Annotated in this window: 19 protein-coding genes; 12 read left to right on the top strand and 7 right to left on the bottom strand. The window is 39.9% G+C overall.

Annotation, left to right across the window (positions count from 1 at the left end):
• Positions 1-66: 66 nt before the first annotated feature.
• Positions 67-1,461 carry a DegQ family serine endoprotease gene (locus Q0A08_RS13125; protein ID WP_438461997.1) on the top strand — a complete coding sequence of 465 codons (1,395 nt, stop codon included), beginning with the start codon at positions 67-69 and terminating at the stop codon, positions 1,459-1,461.
• An 81-nt stretch (positions 1,462-1,542) separates the two neighbouring features.
• On the opposite strand, the gene argA is transcribed toward Q0A08_RS13125, so the two are convergent.
• Together argA and argE are read right to left on the bottom strand one after the other, a co-directional pair.
• Complete coding sequence (argA, locus tag Q0A08_RS13120) at positions 1,543-2,865, bottom strand: amino-acid N-acetyltransferase (RefSeq protein WP_438461996.1); 1,323 nt, start codon at positions 2,863-2,865, stop codon at positions 1,543-1,545.
• Positions 2,866-2,931: 66 nt separating this feature from the next.
• Entirely contained in the window at positions 2,932-4,083 is a 1,152-nt protein-coding gene (gene argE / locus Q0A08_RS13115; protein WP_438461995.1) for an acetylornithine deacetylase, read from the bottom strand.
• 152 nt (positions 4,084-4,235) lie between these two features.
• Here argE and Q0A08_RS13110 point away from each other — a divergent pair, with 152 nt between their 5' ends.
• The 4 genes from Q0A08_RS13110 to Q0A08_RS13095 all read left to right on the top strand — a co-directional run bounded on the left by Q0A08_RS13110 (position 4,236) and on the right by Q0A08_RS13095 (position 10,889).
• The gene (locus Q0A08_RS13110) at positions 4,236-5,180 is read left to right on the top strand and encodes a CYTH domain-containing protein (RefSeq protein ID WP_438461994.1); all 945 of its coding nucleotides are present in this window, start codon (positions 4,236-4,238) and stop codon (positions 5,178-5,180) included.
• Between the two features lie 46 nt (positions 5,181-5,226).
• A complete protein-coding gene (gene glnE, locus Q0A08_RS13105) occupies positions 5,227-8,250 on the top strand; it encodes a bifunctional [glutamate--ammonia ligase]-adenylyl-L-tyrosine phosphorylase/[glutamate--ammonia-ligase] adenylyltransferase (RefSeq protein WP_438461993.1) in 3,024 nt (1,007 codons plus the stop codon).
• A gap of 88 nt (positions 8,251-8,338) precedes the next feature.
• Positions 8,339-9,268, top strand: coding sequence for a branched-chain amino acid transaminase (locus Q0A08_RS13100; RefSeq protein WP_438461992.1), 930 nt, complete (start codon positions 8,339-8,341; stop codon positions 9,266-9,268).
• Positions 9,269-9,554: 286 nt separating this feature from the next.
• Positions 9,555-10,889, top strand: a complete 1,335-nt coding sequence (locus Q0A08_RS13095; RefSeq protein ID WP_438461991.1) for an MATE family efflux transporter — start codon at positions 9,555-9,557, stop codon at positions 10,887-10,889.
• A gap of 64 nt (positions 10,890-10,953) precedes the next feature.
• Here Q0A08_RS13095 and Q0A08_RS13090 read toward each other — a convergent pair whose 3' ends face one another.
• From Q0A08_RS13090 to Q0A08_RS13080, 3 genes are all read right to left on the bottom strand, one after another.
• Positions 10,954-12,306 (bottom strand): DEAD/DEAH box helicase, encoded by a 1,353-nt coding sequence (locus Q0A08_RS13090; protein WP_438461990.1) that lies wholly within the window; start codon positions 12,304-12,306, stop codon positions 10,954-10,956.
• 171 nt (positions 12,307-12,477) lie between these two features.
• The gene (locus Q0A08_RS13085; protein ID WP_438461989.1) at positions 12,478-14,046 is read right to left on the bottom strand and encodes a sensor histidine kinase; all 1,569 of its coding nucleotides are present in this window, start codon (positions 14,044-14,046) and stop codon (positions 12,478-12,480) included.
• A gap of 8 nt (positions 14,047-14,054) precedes the next feature.
• Positions 14,055-15,794, bottom strand: coding sequence for an EAL domain-containing response regulator (locus Q0A08_RS13080; protein WP_438461988.1), 1,740 nt, complete (start codon positions 15,792-15,794; stop codon positions 14,055-14,057).
• Between the two features lie 448 nt (positions 15,795-16,242).
• On the opposite strand from Q0A08_RS13080, the gene Q0A08_RS13075 reads away from it, so the two are divergent.
• The 5 genes from Q0A08_RS13075 to Q0A08_RS13055 all read left to right on the top strand — a co-directional run bounded on the left by Q0A08_RS13075 (position 16,243) and on the right by Q0A08_RS13055 (position 19,889).
• Entirely contained in the window at positions 16,243-16,488 is a 246-nt protein-coding gene (locus tag Q0A08_RS13075; RefSeq protein ID WP_438461987.1) for a hypothetical protein, read from the top strand.
• Between the two features lie 527 nt (positions 16,489-17,015).
• Positions 17,016-18,227 (top strand): tyrosine-type recombinase/integrase, encoded by a 1,212-nt coding sequence (locus Q0A08_RS13070; RefSeq protein WP_438461986.1) that lies wholly within the window; start codon positions 17,016-17,018, stop codon positions 18,225-18,227.
• 167 nt (positions 18,228-18,394) lie between these two features.
• On the top strand, positions 18,395-18,574 hold the full coding sequence (locus tag Q0A08_RS13065; protein ID WP_438461985.1) for a hypothetical protein: 180 nt from the start codon (positions 18,395-18,397) through the stop codon (positions 18,572-18,574).
• Between the two features lie 158 nt (positions 18,575-18,732).
• Positions 18,733-19,080 carry a hypothetical protein gene (locus tag Q0A08_RS13060; protein WP_438461984.1) on the top strand — a complete coding sequence of 116 codons (348 nt, stop codon included), beginning with the start codon at positions 18,733-18,735 and terminating at the stop codon, positions 19,078-19,080.
• A gap of 134 nt (positions 19,081-19,214) precedes the next feature.
• Positions 19,215-19,889, top strand: a complete 675-nt coding sequence (locus Q0A08_RS13055; protein ID WP_438461983.1) for a hypothetical protein — start codon at positions 19,215-19,217, stop codon at positions 19,887-19,889.
• A gap of 31 nt (positions 19,890-19,920) precedes the next feature.
• On the opposite strand, the gene Q0A08_RS13050 is transcribed toward Q0A08_RS13055, so the two are convergent.
• Positions 19,921-20,133, bottom strand: a complete 213-nt coding sequence (locus Q0A08_RS13050; RefSeq protein WP_438461982.1) for a MerR family transcriptional regulator — start codon at positions 20,131-20,133, stop codon at positions 19,921-19,923.
• A 134-nt stretch (positions 20,134-20,267) separates the two neighbouring features.
• Positions 20,268-20,921, bottom strand: coding sequence for a LexA family protein (locus Q0A08_RS13045; protein ID WP_438467635.1), 654 nt, complete (start codon positions 20,919-20,921; stop codon positions 20,268-20,270).
• Between the two features lie 79 nt (positions 20,922-21,000).
• On the opposite strand from Q0A08_RS13045, the gene Q0A08_RS13040 reads away from it, so the two are divergent.
• Together Q0A08_RS13040 and Q0A08_RS13035 are read left to right on the top strand one after the other, a co-directional pair.
• Entirely contained in the window at positions 21,001-21,216 is a 216-nt protein-coding gene (locus Q0A08_RS13040) for a Cro/CI family transcriptional regulator (RefSeq protein ID WP_438461981.1), read from the top strand.
• Positions 21,217-21,245: 29 nt separating this feature from the next.
• A complete protein-coding gene (locus Q0A08_RS13035) occupies positions 21,246-21,692 on the top strand; it encodes a phage regulatory CII family protein (RefSeq protein ID WP_438461980.1) in 447 nt (148 codons plus the stop codon).
• Positions 21,693-21,727: the final 35 nt, after the last annotated feature.

The raw sequence follows: 21,727 nt of genomic DNA, 5'->3' as shown, positions 1-21,727 counted from the left end.
ATTTACTCTTTTTATAAGACTTAACACTGAGTCTGAATGCTCTGACGTTATAAAGGAGACGAGCTAATGATAAAACGTTTAAACCCTCTTTATATTGGGTTGCTTGGCTTATTTGCTGTGGCAAGTATGAGTGCCAAAGCAATGCAATTACCTGACTTTACTGAGCTGGTGGAAGATTCATCTCCTGCTGTCGTTAATATCAGTACAGAACAGCTACCTACAGCAGGACAAGGTCAGCCTCAACTTAATCCAAATGCAAAAGAGTTAAACGAATTCTTTCGTCATTTCTTTGGTCAGCAACCGCTAGATAAACAGCCAAAACGTAAGCAAAGAAACTCGCTAGGTTCTGGTTTTATTATTTCGCAAGATGGTTACGTATTAACGAATAATCATGTCATAGATGGTGCTGACATTATTCATGTTCGCCTAAACGACAGACGTGAATACGAAGCTAAATTGGTAGGCACAGACAAAAGAACAGATCTTGCTTTATTAAAAATTGAAGCAGAAAACTTACCAACCGTGACCATAGGTGATTCGGACAATATGAAACCGGGTCAGTGGGTATTGGCAATAGGTTCGCCATTTGGATTTGATTACACAGTTACTGCCGGCATAGTCAGTGCTTTAGGCCGTAATTTGCCTTCTGATAACTATGTTCCTTTCATTCAAACTGACGTGGCGATCAACCCAGGAAACTCGGGCGGACCTCTGTTCAACCTTGATGGTGAAGTAATCGGTATTAACTCGCAGATCTATACACGTTCTGGTGGGTTCATGGGTGTATCTTTTGCGATTCCTTCTAACCTAGTAATGTCAGTTGTTGATCAATTGAAAAACGAAGGGCGTGTTACTCGTGCTTGGTTAGGTGTGATTATTCAAGATGTGAGTAGTGACCTAGCTGAATCATTTGGCTTAGATCGTCCAAGTGGTGCTCTAGTTAGCCGAGTGATTCCTGATTCTCCAGCGCAAGAAGCTGGCTTGATTGATGGCGATATCATTCTTGAGTTTAACAATGAAATCATTGAGCAATCCTCAGAGCTACCTTATCGAGTGGGAGGACTGAAAGCGGGTGATGTTGCTAAATCGGTGATTTACCGTAATGGTGAGAAAATCGAATTAAGCTTTACCTTAAAAAATTATCCAACTGAGCCCGACCAATTGACTCAAACACAGCAACAAGAAAACCGTTTAGGTATGGTTGTTGGTGAGATCTCTGATGATATGTTGCGTCGTTTAAACATTCGTAGCGGTGTTGTGATCGAGCAAGTGATAGGTGGGTCAGCGGCTCGTAACGGCCTACAGCAGGGTGATGTGATTACTATGTTAAATGGCACTAGCATTGACAGCGTTGAACGCTTCCTAGGTAGTGTGAGTGCGATTCCTGCGAATCATTCAGTGCCTATGCGTGTGATACGAGACGGTTACCCTATGTTTATTCCATTTAAAATTCTGGAATAACAAACAAAACTGAAATTGTATGTATAAAAAAACCTAAGTAGAGATCTCTGCTTAGGTTTTTTTATGTCATTTATTTATCTATTAAAGCTTTTTAATAAATATTTTAGAGTTTCTTTGATAGTTATAGAGACTCTGCTTTGCATTTGGAATTGCTGTTAGGCTGTCTGCTTTAAAGCCACGTTCGATAAACCAATGGGCAGTTCGGGTCGTTAATAAAAATAATTTGTTAAGACCCTGTTTTCTGGCAGATCTTTCTATGCCTTTAAGGAGCCTATCACCACGGCGCCCACCGCGATAACTTGGATCAACTGCAACACAGGCGAGTTCACCTAAAGACTCATCTTCGAAGGCATATAAAGCGGCACAAGCAACAATTGCGTTATCTCTTTCGATCAAAATAAAGCGATCAATTTCATTCTCAAGCAACTCTCTGGAGCGTCTTACCAAGGTGCCATTGGCTTCTAATGGAGCTAAGAGAGCCATCATGCCACCCACATCGTCTATGGTAGCTTGCCTTAGTTGCTCGTAACTATCTTCATCTATCATGGTTCCCGCGCCTTCACGGGTAAATAACTCGCGAATCAGGCCACCATTTTCGTTAAAAGAAATTAAGTGCGCTCTAGGTACGGCATTGCGAACCGCTTGGATACACGCTTGTAAGGCTAATTTGATTTCATTATTTGATGAAAGTTTATCGAGTAAGCGCTCTGCATCTTTTGCTAATAACTCAGACACTAGTTCACCCTTATCCGAAAAAATGCCTTCTTCAGCGTTAAGCATGATGAGTTTGTCTGCTTTAAGCTGAATCGCAGCTTGAGTGGCAACTTCTTCACCTTTGAGATTAAACACCTCACCGGTTGGTGAATACCCTAAGTGTGAAAGCAGCACCATGTTGTCATCATTGAGCAATTTATTGATGGCTTCGGCATCAATTCGTCTCACTTCACCTGAGTGTCCAAAATCTATGCCGTCAACCACACCAAGGGGTCTAGCTATAACATGATTACCACTGCAAATTTTAAGTCGCGTCCCGGCCATAGGAGTATTTGCAAGCGCCATGGATAATTGCGCTTCTATCTGCACTCGAACCCCTGCAGATGCCTGAATAATAGGAAGCAGTTGCTCTTGAGGGGTAATGCGACAAGCTTTATGTAGCTTGCTCGTTAGTGCTTCTCTTTCGAAAATACGATTGATCTGTGATCGGGCACCGTGAACTATGACGAGGCGAATACCAAGAGAATCCATTAGTGCAAGGTCACTAATGATATTAGAAAATTGTGCGGATTCAGCCGCTTCACCAGGAATAAAAATTACGAAAGTTTTATCCCTGTGAGCGTTAATGTAAGGCGATGAATGGCGAAACCAGTCAACGTAACTCAAGTCAAAGTTCAGATCGTCAGACACGTTAAACCTCTAGGTCTGGGGGTATTAAATAAAATGTTGCTTAGTGTAACCTGTTTGCTCCATGATTTATGCCTCTAGACAATATCGTCGCACTAAAGATCGAATTAAATCCTGCATAGGATTAATCTGATCTAAGGCTAAAAACTCATTTGGCTGGTGGGCTTGATCAATAGACCCTGGCCCTAAAACTAGGGTTTCCATTCCCATTTGATTTAAAAAAGGTCCTTCCGTTGCAAAAGCAACCGTATCGGCCTTTTTCTTCGTTAAAGCTTCACAGGCTTTGACTATGTCAGATTCAAGGCTAGTGGCAAAGGAAGGTACATCAGGGAACAAATGTTCCAATTGAATCTTGGTGCCGGTGCGTTCAGCTATGACAGGCAGCCTCTGCTCTATTTCAGCGATTAACGCTTGGTTGCTCATACCAGGAAGTGCTCGAATATCGAAATCAATATCACAGCCTGCGCAGATTCGGTTAGGGCTATCGCCCCCATGAATACAGCCTAAATTGAGAGTTGGGTAGTCAATGGCAAAGTCAGCATTTTGATACTGGGCTTTCAACTCTTGGCGAAACGTCATGAGCTCAGACATCACAGCATGCATGGCATCCATAGCATTGTTGCCTAAGTTAGGGTTAGACGAGTGGCCACTTTTACCCGTTACTCGAATACGCTCCATCATAATGCCTTTATGAGCGTAAATTGGGGTAAGGGAGGTCGGCTCACCTATCAAGGCGTATCTGGCTTTAAGCTTGCCGCTCTCAACTAATGCTCGAGCGCCATTCATCGAACTTTCTTCATCTGCGGTAGCAAGTACGATAAGAGGTTGTTTGATCGGGCTTTGGCACATGTCTTTGATCGCATCTAAAACAATGGCAAAAAAGCCTTTCATATCACAGGTTCCAAGGCCAAATAGTTTCTGGTCTCGCTCTGTTAATGTAAAAGGGTCGGATTGCCAACGGCCTTCATCAAAAGGAACTGTATCTGTATGTCCGGATAAAACCAAGCCGCCATCTCCTTCTCCAAGCGTGGCGACAAGGTTGTACTTCTCTAAGGGGCCTGCAAGCTTGATAACTTCGCACTTAAACCCTAGATGGCTCAGCCAGTCTTCGAGTAATTCGATAACGGCTTTGTTAGACATGTCCCACTGTGATTGGCTACTACTGATAGAAGGGGCAGTAATCAGCTGTCCCATCATATTAATGAGTGTTGGCAATGACATAAGTTTCTCCTTGAAGTTAATTATTTTGCCTGAACCAAGGGTGAAAGCTACTGATTCTGATAAACTGCCAGAACTTTTTTTATTTTTCTCTGTTGCTAGGCTTATATATGCCCCTTTTTTATAGCAGAGAGTGACACTGATGAGGTTTTATCATGGCAATGGAACTTGAGCTTAAGTTAATGATTCAGAAGGATCACCTTAACTTAGCCTATGACTTTTTAAATACAATTTGCCAACAGGAGCCTGATTGTCATGTAGAACCAAGTCTACAGCTGATGAATGGCTATTTTGATACTCAGGATAAAACCTTAATGAATGCCGGAATCGCGTTACGTATTCGGGCGATTAACAAACGTTATATTCAAACCCTAAAGACACGAGGTTCTAACCGTATTGGTATGCATGCTCGTGGCGAGTGGGAATGGGATATTAAAGAAGACAAGCTGGAACTTGAGCGCTTAACCTATGAGATGCTACCTGAGACCTTACATGATAGAGCTTGGGAAAAAGATCTAGAACAAGTGTTTCGTACCGACTTTGAGCGTCAAATCTGGTTGATTAAAGCCTCCGACACTTTGATGGAAGTCGTATGTGATCAGGGTGAAGTCACATCATCTTATGGAAAAGATCAAATCAGTGAGCTTGAGCTGGAGTTAAAATCTGGTGATGAGATTGCCTTGTATGATTTTGCCAGTCGTTTAGCCCTTGCTGTGCCAGTCCAAGTGAGTACTGTAAGCAAAGCACAAAAAGGGGTGCGTCTTAAAGATAATAAAATCGAATTGCCTGATGCCTTAAGTGACAATGCCAGCGCCGTAGAGCAAGGGGCTTTTTGGTATGAAACCTGGTTAGTCTATTGGGAAGCTATGTGCTTTTATGATGATATTGCTTTTCTGACTCCTGTATATGATGCCATGGATCAGTTAGCTAACTTTGTTAGTCCTGTATTAGCTCAGGATCTAGTGAATCTTGATACTTTGATGAAGCGTAAAATGATGCAGCTTGATTCGGACTCACCAATACCATTAACCGCTTTATTGGAAACAGGGCAATCTATGTTAGCGATTGCTCGTTGGCTTAATAAGCAAAATAACCATTAATTTTGCTGAGCCTTAAACTGTTGTAAACCTAACTAGAAATCTTGTCGTGACCGTTATTGCCGATGTTGTCGAGGTGAAAATGCCAATTTTGTTGCCCCAGAATAATCCCAGTTTGAAAACCTTCTCACAATTGTTAACTGTGTCTGATCAGGATACTCGTTTAGCTCAGTTAATTGAGGCGAGAGTAGCCCTTGCTGACTACCCTCATAAAGATCAACTTGAGGCGGTTTTAAACCTAAGTGACTATGTTTTTCAGCAAGCAAGTCGCTTCCCTGAATGGGTGGATGAATGGGCAACAATGGAGAGTGCTGGTCTATTAGCTATGTCTCCAAAGCAGTGTTTACCCATTGAGATGGACGAACTGTTTGAGTTAGACGAAAAAACCTTGATGTCTCGTTTACGCTTGTTTCGTCATCAATGGATGTGTCGACTTATCTATCTCGATATATTGCAGCGAATTGATTTAAAAGAGCTAACTAAAATACTAAGTGAGTTAGCTGATGTGTGTGTTCAGACCAGTTTAACTTGGTTAAAAAATAACTATCAAAACTTGTATGGCGATGCGCTAGATAGTGAAGGCAAGCTCGTCTCTATGATAGTGATTGGCATGGGGAAACTAGGTGGTGGTGAGCTAAACCTCTCTTCGGATATCGATTTGATCTTTGCTTTTCGAGAGCATGGAGAAACAAAAAACGGCAAAAAATCTATCTCCCATCAAGAGTATTTTACCAAGATAGGGCAAAAACTGATTCAGCATTTAGACCAGATCACCTTAGACGGTTTTGTCTTTAGGGTTGATATGCGTCTTCGCCCTTATGGGCAAAGTGGTGCTTTGGTGCTTAACCTAGATTCGCTTGAGAACTACTATCAGGACCAAGGGCGAGACTGGGAAAGGTATGCCATGATCAAGTCCCGAGTTATGGCAGGAGAAGAATGCGATAAGCTAGCTTTTGAACAATTGAGACGTCCTTTTGTTTACCGTAAATACTTAGACTTTTCTGCGATTACAGCTTTACGTGATCTGAAAAAAATGATCGCGAAAGAGGTTCAGCGTAAAGGGATTGAGCACAATATTAAGTTAGGGCAAGGCGGTATTCGTGAAATAGAATTCATCGTTCAAGCTTTGCAAATCCTACATGGTGGCCGTGATACCGGCCTGCAAACTCAATCTCTTTATCAAGTATTGCCCTATTTAGCTAAGCAGGGTTATTTAGATTCAAAGCAAGTAGATACTTTATGGCAAGCGTATCAATTGTTACGTCGTACAGAGCATGCCTTACAAGCAATTAAAGACGAGCAAACACAGTTATTACCTGAAGATGAAGTGCAGCAACTCAGAGTAGCCATCATGCTTGGCTATTCTAATTGGGTAGCGTTACACCAAGCGCTTGATCAAGCAAGAGGGCAAGTTCACCAGTTTTTTGTGGCACTTATTGATGATGATAAAGAAGACGATGAAGAAACTTCGGATAGGGAAGCTTGGCGCTTATTATTCCGCAGTGGTTTGAGCCAAACTTTGGCCCCTCTTAAAAATACTGAACTTAAAAAAGATAAGAGTAGCAGTAGTGCGGCTAGCCAGCCCCTTAATCAAGAGCATGTTGCTGACCTAATATCTGAGGTTGAATGGGATGATCAAAGTAAGGTTATTGATCAGATAAGCCGCTTTTTAACCTCCAAAGCGGTGGCTTTTATGCAGCCTATTGGTCAAGAAAGACTAGCAACATTTTTTGCTGATTTTACTTATGCACTGAAAGACGAAGCTCATCCCGATATTATTTTAGAACGCGTGTTTCCTATTCTAGAGGCCATATTGAGACGAACCTCATATCTGGTACTTTTGATCGAAAACCCGACTGCCATTTCTCATTTAATACGCTTAAGTCGAGATAGTTCTTGGTTTAGTGAGCTGATATCCAGCAGCCCTATGCTCTTGGATGAGCTCTTGGATGGTACGACTCTCTTTTCCCCACCAGATAAGAGCATGATGGAAGATGAGCTAAGACAGATCTTATTACGCTTACCCGAAGACGATGAAGAAGCCCATATGGATGCTTTACGTCGTTTCCGTCGTTCTATCATCTTACGTATTGCTGCTTGTGATATTACCGAGGTGCTGCCTTTAATGAAGGTGAGTGATCACCTGACTTGGTTGGCTGAAGTGATTCTAGAGCAGGTAATACAAAAGGCTTGGTACTATTTGATTCACCGGCATGGCTATCCAACTAAGAAGAATGAACAAGCACAACTGGAAGCGGTACTTGCTCCTGAATTGGTGGTAGTTGGTTATGGTAAGTCTGGTGGGTTGGAGCTAGGTTATGATTCAGATCTGGATTTGGTCTTTATCCATAATAGTAATAGAAGTGCCAACACTAATGGCGAGCGAAGTATTGATAACCTCACTTTCTATACACGTTTAGGGCAACGTATCATTCATATGCTAACCAGCTTCACTTCTTGTGGTCGTTTATATGAGGTTGATATGCGGTTAAGGCCATCTGGTAACTCAGGCTTGCTAGTGACTAGCCTAGAGGCCTTTACTGATTATCAGAATAAAGAAGCGTGGATATGGGAACACCAAGCCTTAACTCGTGCGAGAGTGCTTTCAGGCAACCAAGTATTAGGGCAAGAGTTTGAAGCTAAGCGTCAGCAAATATTGTCCATCATACGAGATAAAGCTGAGTTAAAAACCGAAGTCATTAAGATGCGTGAGAAAATGCGCAAGCACTTAGACAGTGGTAAAACTGATACTAGCTTCGACTTGAAGCAGGGTGCTGGTGGTATTATAGACATTGAGTTTATGGTGCAATATTTAGTCTTAGCTTGGTCCGCTACCCACCCTGAGTTGATGCAGTATTCGGATAATATACGTCAAATTGAAGCAGCTGTTGCAGCAGGTGTATTGAGTCTTGATGCTGCTGATAGTATGACTGAGACTTATAAATTGTACCGTGCGCAGACCCATAGACTGACTCTGCAGAAACAAACGCGTGTGATTCCAAAAGAGCAGTTGCAAGCGAATCAAGAACAGGTTAATAATTTGTGGCAAGCATTTGTCTTAAAAGAGAGTTAATGTCTCTTATTATGATGCTAATAAATATAAAACAATAATGAGGTTGGCAATGGCCGCCTCAGCAAATGTATGAGATAGGAGAAAGAGTATGGCAATGCCAACTATGGCAGATAGAGATGGTTTCATCTGGTTAGACGGTGAAATGGTTGATTGGCGTGATGCTAAAATACATGTGTTAACACATACTTTGCATTATGGTATGGGTGTGTTTGAAGGTGTCCGTGCCTATGAAACACCAAAAGGTCCTGCCATTTTTAGACTAGAAGAGCATACTGATCGTTTGTTCCGCTCAGCTCATATTCTTAACATGCCTATGCCTTGCACTAAGGAAGAGGTTAACCAAGCTCACGTCAAATCTATTCAAGAGAATAAATTGGCTTCTGCTTATATTCGCCCTATGTGTTTTTACGGTTCTGAAGGCATGGGTTTACGTGCAGATAATTTGCAAACTCATACCATGGTTGCCGCTTGGGAGTGGCCTTCTTATATGGGCGAAGAGAATCTAGCGAAAGGTATTCGCATCCGTACTTCTTCTTATACCCGTCACCATGTCAACATTACCATGTGTAAAGCAAAAGCAAATGGTAACTACATGAACTCTATGTTGGCTTTGCAAGAAGCATTGCAGTCTGGTTGTGAAGAAGCCTTGTTGCTTGATAACGAAGGTTATGTGGCTGAAGGCTCGGGTGAAAATATCTTCGTTATTCGTGAAGGTATTATTTACACGCCTGAACTGACATCTTGCCTAGACGGTATTACACGTCGCACCATAATGCAGTTGGCTGAAGAGCTAGGTTATACGGTTAAAGAAAAACGTTTAACTCGTGACGAAGTTTATGTGGCGGATGAAGCCTTCTTTACTGGCACAGCAGCAGAAGTTATGCCAATTAGAGAGCTAGATAACCGTCAGATTGGTAGTGGTGCCCGTGGCCCTATTACTGAGAAATTACAAACCTTGTACTTTGATATCGTAAAAGGTCGTAACAGTAAATATGAGCACTGGTTAACTTACTGTTAATTAAGCTAAAAGCGAGTCTATGACGGGCTGGCTTAAAATGATGCGTATGAAGAAACCAGCCAACAGGCTGGTTTTTTTTGTGCCAAGCAAAAGTGCTGAGATTAAGGGGTGTATAAAAAACATACAAAAAATAAAGTGAATACCTTTCAGTTTTTTAGTTTATGAATCATATTTAGGGAGTTTGCAAAAAAATATAAGCAGGTTCAGCTTTCCTTTTAGCTGACAATCAGGATGTCTCTATGCAATGGAATCGCAATAAGCGTCAGTCTTATGTGGAATTTCGCTTATGAATGCGGTGATGTTGCGATTAAAAGAGCGTCATATATTCGACTTCGATGCTTTTCAGAAAATCGTTCGTCAATGGCTACCTAATGCCGTTTCCTCCATTGGCTTGCAAAGCCTCACCCTAGTAGACCTTTTGATTATTAGTTCTTTGGGAGCAGAAGCCCTGGGTGCAGCCTCTAGCATGAGCTTTGTCTTCCTACTGCTGCAATCTATCTTTATTGGTTTTTTTATTGTGGTGAGAACGGAATGTTCTCAAGCCATGGGAGCTAAAAACCTAAAAAAAGCCCATATTTGTTTTTCTACCTCAGTGCTGACTTGTACCTGTATTAGCTTGGTTCTAATGACTCTGTTACTTAGCTTAGCTAGCTATATTGCCCAAGGTTATGTGTCTGATATTTCTCACTCAGGCTTTGCTGAAGATTATCTTGTTTCTCGTATTTGGGGCTTACCTTTTATGGCATTAGGCTTGTGCTTATCTGGTTATCTGGTTTCTTGCGGCCTTTCCTCTGTAAACATGTATCGCAATATTTCGATTAACTTGTTTAATCTAGTTACCACTTACATGGCTGTTGATATGGGCTATGGCGTAGCAGGTGCCGGATTTGCTACTGCCTTTAGTCATATTCTGGGCAACGTTATCTTTGCTCTGTATTCCGTGATGCGCTTTATCCGCTTAGAAAAAATTCAGCTTGAAGGGGTCAAGCCCATGCTAATGAAGGCTGTCATGGTGGGGTTAAGCCAATTTCTATTTATTGGCTACAGTGTAGTGTTACTTGCTATGTTTGCCAATATCTCTGCCACAAGCCTATTAATCGCAAGTTTGGTTATGCGCATCTCACGTATTTATGTGATTCCGATTAGAGGGTTAGGAAGCGTTACGGGAGCGGTAACAGGTAAGGCAGTAGGTGCTGGTGATACTCATGCAATACGCAGTATATTATATACGGCGCTAACCACAGGCGTTCTCACATACTTTTTATTAGCCTTAGTTCTTTGGCCTTTTCTAGGCACAATTTCTATTTTATTTGTTGAGAGTATTAGCTTGGCAGATGAAATACGACAGTTGTTGTTATTAGTTTTATTAGAAGCTCCGCTAGCTGTATTTATGTCACTTTTTACTCAAACTTTGTTTGGGATGGGGTTACATCAAACCGTATTGAAATACACAGGGGTTTATCACTGGCTGATTCTATTGCCTATTATGGGATTTTTTATTTATTTAGGCGTGGAAGATTTAGTCTTACTTTGGAGTGTGCAGCTGGTGGCGGGTGTGGGCTATTGCGTTTATCTATTTTCGCGAATTAAAGGGCATATTTTTGCTCAATCGCACGATTGATCTACTCATTTATTATCTCATTGATAGATGAATATTGAGTAGATCAAGCATGCAAAACGAGAAACTAACTGTTGTCAGCGGCTTTTGTAGGTCGACGACGTCGAGGCTTACGTTTTGGTGCTAAAGGTTGTGTTCTAAGGCCTGGTTCAAGCTTGATAGGACCTTGGCTTTTTGCTGCCGGCTTCTTACCTGAATCATTTGCATGTTGAGGATGATCTTTTTTTGGTTTTTTGGGTTTCTTCGCTTTAATCGGTCTTGTATCCAATTGTGTTTCTGGCACCACATGGTTGGGATCAAAGCCGACTAAGGTTTCTCTTGGAATAAGCTTTTTAATGAGGCGCTCAATGTCTCTTAATTGATCTACTTCATCTGCACTTACTAAAGAGACCGCTTTACCCGTCGCGCCAGCACGGCCAGTACGGCCAATACGGTGGACATAATCTTCGGCAACATTAGGCAGGTCAAAGTTTACAACTTGTGGAAGTTGCTCAATATCTATGCCTCGAGCCGCAATATCCGTCGCTACTAGAATCTTAATATCGCTATTTTTAAAGTCTGCTAAGGCTTTTGTTCTTGCCCCCTGGCTTTTATTACCATGGATAGCAGCGGCGCTGATGCCTGCATCATTTAGTTTTTGGACAATTTTATTAGCACCATGTTTAGTGCGGCTAAAGACTAAAGCTTGTTGCCAATTTTGGCTCATAATTAAATGAATAAGTAAGGCCGTTTTTTCTTTTTTATCAACTGGGTGAAGTAGGTGATGTACCGTTGGTGTTGCTGCATTCGCCGGTGAAACAGAGACTTCAACAGGGTTGTTCATTAAGCCTTTTGCGAGCTTTCTAATATCATCAGAAAAAGTTGCTGAGAATAATAAGCTTTGGCGGCGTTTAGGCAATAATGCCAACACCTTTTTAATATCGTGAATAAAGCCCATATCCAGCATACGGTCTGCTTCATCAAGCACTAATACTTCAAGTTGATCAAAACGAATGGCTTTTTGATTATAAAGATCAAGCAAGCGTCCTGGGGTTGCCACAAGGATGTCCGTACCTTTACGAAGGCGCATCATTTGTGGGTTAATTTTTACACCACCAAAAACAACATCAGACCTTAGATTAAGGTTTTTGCCATAGGTTGCCACACTGTCTGCTACTTGAGCTGCCAATTCCCTTGTAGGGGTCAATACGAGAGCTCTAACTTGGTTTGGATTTGCCTTAGCGCCACGGCTTAATATCTCAAGCAGGGGTAAGGTAAAGCCTGCCGTCTTGCCTGTGCCGGTTTGTGCAGCCGCCATGATGTCATTGTTCTCTAGAATGGCAGGGATAGCTTGCTTCTGAATTGGAGAAGGCTTGCTATAACCTGAATCTTTGATGGCAGAGAGAATCGGTTTGGAAAGGCCAAGTTCGGCAAAACTCATAGTGCTTACTCGTAATGATTGATATGGATTACTAACGCTTATGTTAGAAAGCGCGGAGCTTAACTTATAAGTGGCTATAGTGCCATGGAAACTAGAGCCACTAGTGTGAAAAGAGTAAGACAGAGTGGCGCTTTTACAGCTTAGACAATGTTTGTTGTGGGAAGGGGTGAATCACTTAAACGTTACTCTTTCTGATTCATTGTTATCTTTATCTTTTAATTCAGTTGGGATATTAATCGTAAAACAGGTCCCTTGGTCTAATTCGCTGCTGACAGCGATTCTACCATTTAGCGTTTGTGTCACAATATTGAAGACGATGTTAAGACCCAAACCTGTGCCTCCTTTTCCTTGTTTCGTGGTAAAAAAAGGATCGAATATTTTACTCAGAGTAACTTGGTCTATCCCCACACCATCATCTTTTACCTTTATTTCGACATTTTTATCTATGGCAGTGACTGTAATTGTAATCTGCCCTGTTTGTTTATCTTCGTAAGCGTGAAGAATGGCATTTAATACAAGGTTAGTCATAACCTGAGATAACGCGCCAGGATAAGAGTTCATTGGGATGACTGCGGTACAATTAAACTCAACTTGAATCGGTGTTATTTTAATTTTGGGGTTTAGACTGTGAAGTACTTCTTTTAAATAATCACACAAGAAAAACTCTCGCTTAATTTGACTGGATTGGTCCACTGCAATTTGTTTAAAACTTTGAATTAGCTCAGATGCTCGTTGTGTATTGGAGAAAATAAGGCCACTAGATTCAGTGGCAAGCTCCAAATATTCATCTAAATCACTTTTTTTGAGGGCATTACCACTTACTTTTTTATCAAGTTTAGTTGTTTCAACATCTAAATGAGAGGCAACCGTTAGGGCGATGCCAATAGGCGTATTGATTTCATGGGCTATCCCCGCAACTAACCTTCCAAGAGCCGCCATTTTCTCTGTTTGAACGAGAGAGTTTTTAGTTTTCACAAGTTCGTTGTATGCAGTTTCAGCATTGTTTTTTTCTAATAAAGCATCAATTTCGGCAAATTGCCGGTTATGAAGTTCTTGAATGATCTTATTAATAATGGCATTTACCCTATCGACTAATGCATTCCACTCTAGATAATTTGATGTCGGTAAATCGTAATCTTTGTTCTCATCATCGGATTCAAAATCGAGGTTGTTTGCTTTTGCTAAAGCAGATTCTAATGAGTTGATCGGGGTGAAAATGTAACGGTTCATTGCAAAGAAAAGGATGGAACCAATGGTGAAAATAGTAATAAATTCGATTAAAAGTAAAGTAATTAAAAATGCTTCGATACGTTGTATAAAAGGACTATCTGTGAAGAAGATTTCGACAACCCCAATGGCTAGGTCTTCGTGAGTAAAGTTGATGGTTAGTTTATCGTTATGATTGGGTTGAAAGTCAGGCTGTAACTCAACAAGCGTGCCATCTTCGGCTTTAAGAATGCCGACAGACAGATTTCCTTGGTCTTGTGCTCTAATAGCGACGATGAATTCATTTTGCATATTAGATTTAATAACCGCATTGATATATTTGCTATCGAGTTGCCAAAAGCCATTTAAGAGAGAGATTTCTAACTGCTTTTTAAGAGAAATTGTGCTTTTTTGATAATGCTCGTATTCATACTCTTTTTTATCTTTATATAAGAAGAAGCTTGATGTTGAAAGAATGACGAATAATGTTCCAGTAATCCAAATTATGAGTTTAAAACGAATACTGTTCTTCATATATTTTTTTACTCTTTAATGTCTTTAATCATCCACTCTTCAAGCTGCCTTAGTGATAGCGGTTGAGATAAAAAATACCCTTGATATTCATTGCAGCCATAGCTGCTTAGCTTTTTATGTTGCTCCAACGTTTCAATGCCTTCTGCTAGCACCTGCATACCTAAATGACTTCCTAGATCAATAATCATCTTGATGATGCTTTTACCTGACTTTGTATCGATTTTATTAACAAAGGATCGATCGATCTTCAAACAGTCAGCATTTAAATTATCGATAGAAGATAAGTTTGAGTAACCTGTACCAAAGTCATCAATTGAAATTGTGATGCCTAACATTCTTAGCTTTTGCAGTTTTGTTTTGATCTCTTCGCTGTCTACTACACCAACGGATTCAGTGATTTCTATGTTCAGGTTTTTGCCATCAACCCCTTGCTCTTTTAGCGCTGATTCCACGATTTCAATAAAATTATCTTGTTCAAACTGAATAGGAGAGACATTAACGCCAACTCTAAAATGCGGGTGGTCTTGGAAGAACTGCTTAGTTTCATTCAGGGCTTTTCTTAATATCCATTCACCTAGCTTTATAATGAGGCCTGAGTTTTCTGCTAATTCGATAAAAACTTCAGGTGAAATCATATGTCCCGAAGGATCTTGCCAACGAATTAATGACTCAACGCCTATCATACGGTGAGTGTTGATATCTACTTGGGGCTGATAAACGAGGAAGAGTTTGTCTTTGAGAAAGTCCTGCTGTAAAGATGTTAGCATTTCAGAGCGTGCATGCAGTGCTTTAAGCATAATCTCACTAAAGGCTACTGCCTCATATGAATTGGAATCTTTAGCCTTTTTCAAGGCTATGGTGGAATGGGTGAGGTGCTCAAGCGCTGTCGCTCTTGGGTTCCAGCTGGAGTAGCCCGCGTGAAATTGAATTTGATGAATAGTGCCATTCACTTCAAGCTCACATTTAAGTGCTACTAATTTTTCTAATAACTCTGCTTCTGTGATTTCAAGGAATAAAGCAAACTGATCTGCTCCAAGCCTTGCCAGCGAAATCATATTTAAATTTTCTTTTAATAAGAATGAGAAGTTGATTAGAAAATCATCGCCATGTTTGGTGCCAAAGTGATCATTGAGTAAAGCAAATTGATCTATATTAATGAGGACTAAATAATTTCCTTTCTCTCTGTTTATTTCATGTTGCCCAATAGACTTTAAAAAACCATTTCTATTGTAGAGCTTGGTAAGTTCATCATGAAATGCTAGTTTTTCTAACTTTTCCAATTGATGGTGGCTTCTTAAGGCTGTCATGATACAGCCATAGAGTCTCTCTCTTGTTAGTTCTGTTTTAACCCTATAATCGTTTATATCGTATTGCTCTATCGTTTCTAATTCAGGTGCGTAACCTGCCTGGCCTGTACGTAATATAATTCTGACTTTATCAAAAAAGAGTTCATTACGGATTTTTCTAACGAGTTCTAATCCTGCAAACTCACTTTCCATCACCACATCAAGCAAAATAACGGCAATATCACTTTGCTCTTCTAGTGTTTTATATGCTTCTACCCCTGAGTAAGCGTGAATGATTTCTAATTGGTATTTTTCAAATGATAGGCCTTTAAGTGCAAGTTTAGTCATAGCATGCATATCATCATCGTCATCAACAATGAGTACTTTACGCTTTGTTTTTTCTATATGGGGTACGAACTCTCCATGGTCTTCATCCATAAAAACGAGTAAATCATCTGACATGGTATTTTCCTGATGAGAAAGTCAATTTGTTCACATTCAGTTTAGATGACAAGTGACTCTTTTATCTGGGGGGTCGTTTGAGTTTGCGTATATTTTGTTGGCAAATGTGCTTCTAAAGAAAAAATAAGCAGACCATATACAAAAGTTTAAGTAACAGATTAAAGCGCTAGCTAGTTGATCTAAATGTGCTTTATGAAAGAAATTAACTAGCTCAAAGGCTTTTTATGTCGTTCTTATGTATCTCTTTTATAATTTGTATTGAAAAGTAAACACTTGATAACTAAGTGTTTTTGTTCTCTTTTTTATGCAGTAGCAAGAGATTTATCTCTATTAAGATAGATAAAAAGGATAATTAAAAATCAAAATTATTTATGATAATGATTCTCATTTGTTTTTATGTTTGATATTATGACCTCCATCAACTCATAAGTGATGGTTAACGAGAAAAATGTCTAATTACTCTGTCTCTATACCTGAAAATAAACTCGCTTTACGTTCATGTTTATTGTCTTTATTACAGGGCGTGAATGATCTCGATGAGCAAGAGAATTTGGTTTATTACGGTTTGGGTTCTTTGCAGATTATGAATTTAAGTATCTATTGGCGAAATGCAGGCTTAGCCGTTAATTTCATCGATTTAGTGAAAACGCCCACCTTAGCTGCTTGGTGGCAATTGATCGAAGAAAAGCATTAACCCAATTTTGTTTTTGTCAGGCCCCCTGTGTTCTATCTGCCGATAGGGGGGCGTGGCACTTTTAATAACTCTCCCGACAAGACTTAAGTCTTCTGTCTTTTATTTCTTTATCTTAGATCTTGCTTTTAAATCTCTGCTTGGATTGTGTATCTGCTCAAGATCAGCGAAAATAGCGCCCATTCAAATTTAATGCTCAGATGGCCTACTTAATACAGCCCTCTTGAAACCAAAGAAGATACTTATTCATGTCTAATGCCGAGTTTATAAAGGAAGTCGATCAAAGACGTACCTTTGCGATTATTTCCCACCCCGATATAGGTATATAAACCATCCTCGGCGACCTGACCCCATAAAACGGCCTGAAACCCTCTAAATTACTGCTTCTAGGTTAGTAGCGTAAAAATACCACACGACATCACTAGCCATCATATGCCATCTTATGTCAGACTTTTGTGTACAGTGGCTTGTACAAAAAACGTGATTTTTGTTGGGTCAAAAAATATGTACACAAATTGCGGGGGCTAGGTATGGCGCTGTCTGAGGCGTGGTTGAAATCAAAGCACAAGAAGTTAAGCGAGAAGTCAGAAGAAAAGACAGACCGTGATGGTATGAGTGTTCGTGTTTCACCAAAGGGTAAGATCACCTTTCAAATGCGCTTTAGGTACGAAGGCAAAGCCGCCCGTTTAGATTTAGGTTCCTATCCGCTGATCAGCTTAAAAGAGGCTAGAGAAAAAGCCTTAGAAATGCGAGCCAAGCTTGAACAAGGCTATGATCCACGCATAGTGAAAAAGATAGAGCGCCAATCTATTTCTCAGGCGGTATCTTTAGAAGGGCTTTTTACTCAGTGGTACAACTCATACTGCATTAAAAATAAAAAGAACCATCATGAGATAAAGCGTTCTTTTGAGCTATACGTATTTAAAGAAATCGGCATGCTACCACTTGGTGATATAAGTATTCACCAGTGGCTAACCATCTTAGAAAAATTAGTGGAATCGGGTAGGCCTTCAATCTCTGCCAGAATACTGACCAATACAAAACAAATGACTAATTGGGGGATTCGCCGCCAGCTTGTTGTAAGTAATGTACTTGCAAATATTAATGCCAAGCAAGACTTGCAAATTACTAAAAACAAAACCGATAGAACCCTATCAGATGAAGAAATACACTATGTGCTAAAAGCCATAGATCATTCACGTATGGCGCCTAAAAACAAAATCTTCCTTAAGCTCTGCCTTTGCTTTGCCTGTCGTAATGGTGAATTAAGGTTAAGTAAAAAAGAGCACTTTGATTTTGATAAGCGTATTTGGACAGTCCCACCAGAAAATCACAAGTCAGGTCAAAGCACAGGGAAACCATTATTAAGGCCCATCATTCCAGAGTTTGAACCACTAATAAAAGAAGCCTTCGACCTAAGTGGTAAAAGCCAATATCTATTTAATAACTCAGGTACTAACGAACCAATGGGCACGTCTTCACCTCTAGCTTTGCCTTACAACGTGATGCAGTGGCTTAGGAAGAACGAAGGTTACGATATGATGCATTGGACAGTACACGACCTTAGACGAACAGCCAGAACCAATTTATCAACCCTAGCGCCACCGCATATCGCAGAAATCATATTGGGCCATAAGCTCCCAGGTGAATGGGCGACATATGATAGACACGATTATTTAGAAGAGCAGGCAGAGGCCTATAGGAAATGGTGGGATAGATTAGAGGGGATTATTGTCAAATGAGTATCTGTACCTTTAACGGTTGTTGCAACTGTACCCGTAACTACTATTAAGAAAATGAATGCGATAGATTTTTACAATTAGATGTCAAGGTAGTTTGACACGATAATGAGGCTTGCAATAACTTAAAAAATATTTAGCCCTATTTAGTCAGGGAAGTGAGTCTCAAAATGGCAACAGTATCATTCGATAAAAACTTTGTTGTAGAGGATAAGGAATCTTCTGATATGTTTTTACGCGCCATGTCTGCACCTCGTAAAGTAGTGATTGTAGATAAGGATCTTAAGGCTGAAAACTCTAAAGGATTATCACTATTAGCACGACGCTTCTCCAACTCTCAGAAATCTTAGCAGAAGAAAACGGAGAAGCTAACGCTTCTAGTTTAATATCTGATTTCACAAGCCCGCTAAACAACGATGTCGAAAACTTCTTAAAGAAAAACGCTATACGTTTCGAAAAAGAAGATAAAGCTCGTACCTACTTTATTATTGATGATGATGCCAATCTATTGGCTTATTTTACTTTGTCTTTTAAAGATGTTGTGTTGCATGAAAACGCAACAAAAAGTCAAAAAAGAAAGCTTAAGGTCAATAATAATACTGTCAGTGCTCATCTAATTGGTCAAATTGGGAAGAATCAGTCTATCCAAGATAACCCATTAAACCTAGAGTTAATTTTGATTGAAATTTATACTATTATCAATAAGGCAAAAGCTTTGATGGGTGGTAGAGCAATTATTCTAGAGTGTGAAAACAGTGAACGACTGATGAAGCTATATAATGAGCATGGCTTTAATTATCTCAAAATTGCTAATGATGATCATGAGTTAGTAACAATGTTTACCATCATTAAATAAGCGAGTACTAATAGACTTAAATTTTGAAGTTTATATAGCCAGATTTATGATTAACTAATTACTAAGAAGCCGCTTTTGAATAAGAGCGGTTTTTTTATGTCTTAAACTCATTAATGCAAGGAAGTAATTTACAAGTGAAAAACTTAATACCTAAGTGGGATACTCTTAGAATTATAGGGAAATCGAAGGTTGCAAACCTGACAATACTAATGCCATTTATTGGTTATTTAATATTGTTTAATCAGGAACTTGTTAACTATTTGGAGCTGTCTAAAGCTGTATTAAATATTGCTGATGATAATGTTGAAGTCTCAAATACATCAATATCAAGGCTATACTATTTATACTTTGGTTTAACGTTTGTTGGAGCAAGCTCAATACTGTTTTCACTCGTATGTCCTTCCATAATAAAAGCTAACAGTACTGAATATGAGTTTAGTGATCATGAGCTTAAGGTAATGACACACGAAAGACTATTTATGTTGATTAGATCATTTGAATATAAGTTGGTTAGAGAATCGGATCTTATTAAATCTTTGGAAAAATCATATAGTAATTTTATAGATGCAAGAAACATAGCAGCAATTGAAGCGACTAAAACTGGAGTAGATGTTGATGAGAGAGAAAAAGATATTGAACTGGTAGAAAGTAAAAATATTCTTCGTAAAGCTTGGAGGTATCATAGGTATAGTAGTCCCACTTGGAGGTTTATTATATCAATCGGTTATTTAGTTGGTTTTGCTTTGGTTTTAATACCTTCTGCACAAGTATTTATAAAAGTAATCAATATTATAGTATTGAAGTTTTAACCAAACCCTAAAAAGGGGCTTAAGCCCCTTTTTAGTGTTGTGTTTCCAATTCTTTATGCATTGCCTCTTCCCACCTGTCTATCTCTTCCTTTGAGTACAAATAGAATTGGCCGCTTGGTCTCATCTTTGGCGCTGGCATAGGGTTTACTTTTCTTTCCTGCCACCTTTTTAGTGTTCTAGGTGTGCATCTAAAATAAGCACAAAGCTCAACTGTGGTTGTGTATGGTGATTCTTCGTTAAGCATGTTTGATTCTCCCTAAAGTGCTATAGCTTTAATCTGTTAACCTTGAGTGATAACTTTTGACAACTCTAGTGATAAAAAAATATTCTGTCAACTCGGGTTAACAAAATATCTTTAATAAAGTTATCAATTTGATGTTAAAGCTTAAGCTTTAGTTCGGTTACAACGCCAATAATTTGGCAATTGTCACCTATTTCTATTGCTCTATAGGAAGGATTTAGTGGTTTAAGGTATTTTTGGCCAGCATCAATTGCTAGCTTTTTGAATGTAACTTCTTCTGTTCCATCTAGCTTAGCTATGACAAATTTACCGCTTTCAGGTGTGATGTCTGGATCAACAAGAATGAGCATTCCTTCGGTGATGCTTAGGCCTATTGGTGCGGCCATGCTATCACCAGCAACTCTAAGCCAAAAGCCATTTGAGCTGGTTGAATATGGCGCATCTTCCCATTCTGTGGTGTTTCCATCGGTATAAAGCTCTATTGAATTCTCCCAGTTGCCAGCGTGTAAGTTGCTGATAATAGGTAGTTTTCTGGTATCTGGTTGTTTTGCTGTTGGTTCTGAATTGTAGAGGTGTTTGCTTTCCCTGACACCTTGTCCGTGTTGTAGCCATTCGGGCGTAGTGCTTAATGCCTTTGCTAGCTTAAGAAGGTTTTCACCGTTGGGGTAGTTCCTGTCGGATTCCCATAGAGATATTGTCGCGCCGGATATGGTTAAGCGTCTGCCTAATTCCCGTTGTGACATTTTCAATTCTTTCCTTCTATGAAGGATTCTGTCTGCAATAGTTTTCATTTGATAAATGTTAATTCCTATTGACATAGGTTTACTTGGCAATTAAGGTTGTCAAAAGTTAACACTACGGAGCAAAAAAATGCTTAAAGCAAATGTTATTGAGTTTTTTAAGTCAAAAGACATAAACCAAACCCGTGTAGCAAAAATGTTAGGTATGGGTCGTGCGTCTGTTTCGGCATGGGGTGATGTCATTCCCGAAGTTCACGCATTGAAGCTTGAACGCCTAACCGAAGGCGCGTTGAAGTACGACCCTTCACTTTATGAATCTAAGAATAGTTCACAGACCAAACACTAAAAACGGTTAAGTATAAGGAGATAAAACGGATGGACAGTTTAGATCAAGCAATATACGACATCGTTCATAAGTCAGATATCAAAGCCAAAGGGATTGCAGATAGATTAGGGATGACACACCAAATCTTAATCAACAAAGCCAACCCCAATAGCGACTACCACAAAATGACAGTGCGAGAAGCGCACGCCATTCAACTAATCACGGGTAACCATGCTGTGGTTCGTGCAATGCAAACCGAGCTAAACCTACATGAACGTAAAACAGCCCCAGCCAGTGTGCTTGCTTCGGTACTTAATGCCGGAAAAGAACACGGTGATGTACTCGCCACCATTCAAGATGCCATGGCGGATGGAAAAATTACTGAAAGAGAAAAGTCCCAGGTATTCAAAGAGATTGATGAAGCAGAAGCCGCGCTAAAGCTATTACGCGAATCAGTCATGTCTCACGGGAAAGACTTAGGCCTATCAACTCACTAGTGGTTTTAGTTCGTTCATCGAAAGGGAGATAAATC

The organism is Marinomonas sp. PE14-40 (genome assembly GCF_051623805.1).
Taxonomy (GTDB): Bacteria; Pseudomonadota; Gammaproteobacteria; order Pseudomonadales; family Marinomonadaceae; genus Marinomonas.
This window is presented reverse-complemented; position numbering and strand designations above follow the sequence as displayed.

What these genes read in the sequence shown, in the direction of transcription:
- Q0A08_RS13125 (WP_438461997.1), top strand. Translation starts at nt 67, where the DNA reads ATGATAAAACGTTTAAACCCTCTTTATATTGGGTTGCTTGGCTTATTT.
- argE (WP_438461995.1), bottom strand. Translation starts at nt 4,083, where the DNA reads ATGTCATTGCCAACACTCATTAATATGATGGGACAGCTGATTACTGCC.
- Q0A08_RS13110 (WP_438461994.1), top strand. Translation starts at nt 4,236, where the DNA reads ATGGCAATGGAACTTGAGCTTAAGTTAATGATTCAGAAGGATCACCTT.
- Q0A08_RS13100 (WP_438461992.1), top strand. Translation starts at nt 8,339, where the DNA reads ATGGCAATGCCAACTATGGCAGATAGAGATGGTTTCATCTGGTTAGAC.
- Q0A08_RS13095 (WP_438461991.1), top strand. Translation starts at nt 9,555, where the DNA reads ATGAATGCGGTGATGTTGCGATTAAAAGAGCGTCATATATTCGACTTC.
- Q0A08_RS13090 (WP_438461990.1), bottom strand. Translation starts at nt 12,306, where the DNA reads ATGAGTTTTGCCGAACTTGGCCTTTCCAAACCGATTCTCTCTGCCATC.
- Q0A08_RS13085 (WP_438461989.1), bottom strand. Translation starts at nt 14,046, where the DNA reads ATGAAGAACAGTATTCGTTTTAAACTCATAATTTGGATTACTGGAACA.
- Q0A08_RS13080 (WP_438461988.1), bottom strand. Translation starts at nt 15,794, where the DNA reads ATGTCAGATGATTTACTCGTTTTTATGGATGAAGACCATGGAGAGTTC.
- Q0A08_RS13075 (WP_438461987.1), top strand. Translation starts at nt 16,243, where the DNA reads ATGTCTAATTACTCTGTCTCTATACCTGAAAATAAACTCGCTTTACGT.
- Q0A08_RS13070 (WP_438461986.1), top strand. Translation starts at nt 17,016, where the DNA reads ATGGCGCTGTCTGAGGCGTGGTTGAAATCAAAGCACAAGAAGTTAAGC.
- Q0A08_RS13065 (WP_438461985.1), top strand. Translation starts at nt 18,395, where the DNA reads ATGGCAACAGTATCATTCGATAAAAACTTTGTTGTAGAGGATAAGGAA.
- Q0A08_RS13050 (WP_438461982.1), bottom strand. Translation starts at nt 20,133, where the DNA reads ATGCTTAACGAAGAATCACCATACACAACCACAGTTGAGCTTTGTGCT.
- Q0A08_RS13045 (WP_438467635.1), bottom strand. Translation starts at nt 20,921, where the DNA reads ATGAAAACTATTGCAGACAGAATCCTTCATAGAAGGAAAGAATTGAAA.
- Q0A08_RS13040 (WP_438461981.1), top strand. Translation starts at nt 21,001, where the DNA reads ATGCTTAAAGCAAATGTTATTGAGTTTTTTAAGTCAAAAGACATAAAC.
- Q0A08_RS13035 (WP_438461980.1), top strand. Translation starts at nt 21,246, where the DNA reads ATGGACAGTTTAGATCAAGCAATATACGACATCGTTCATAAGTCAGAT.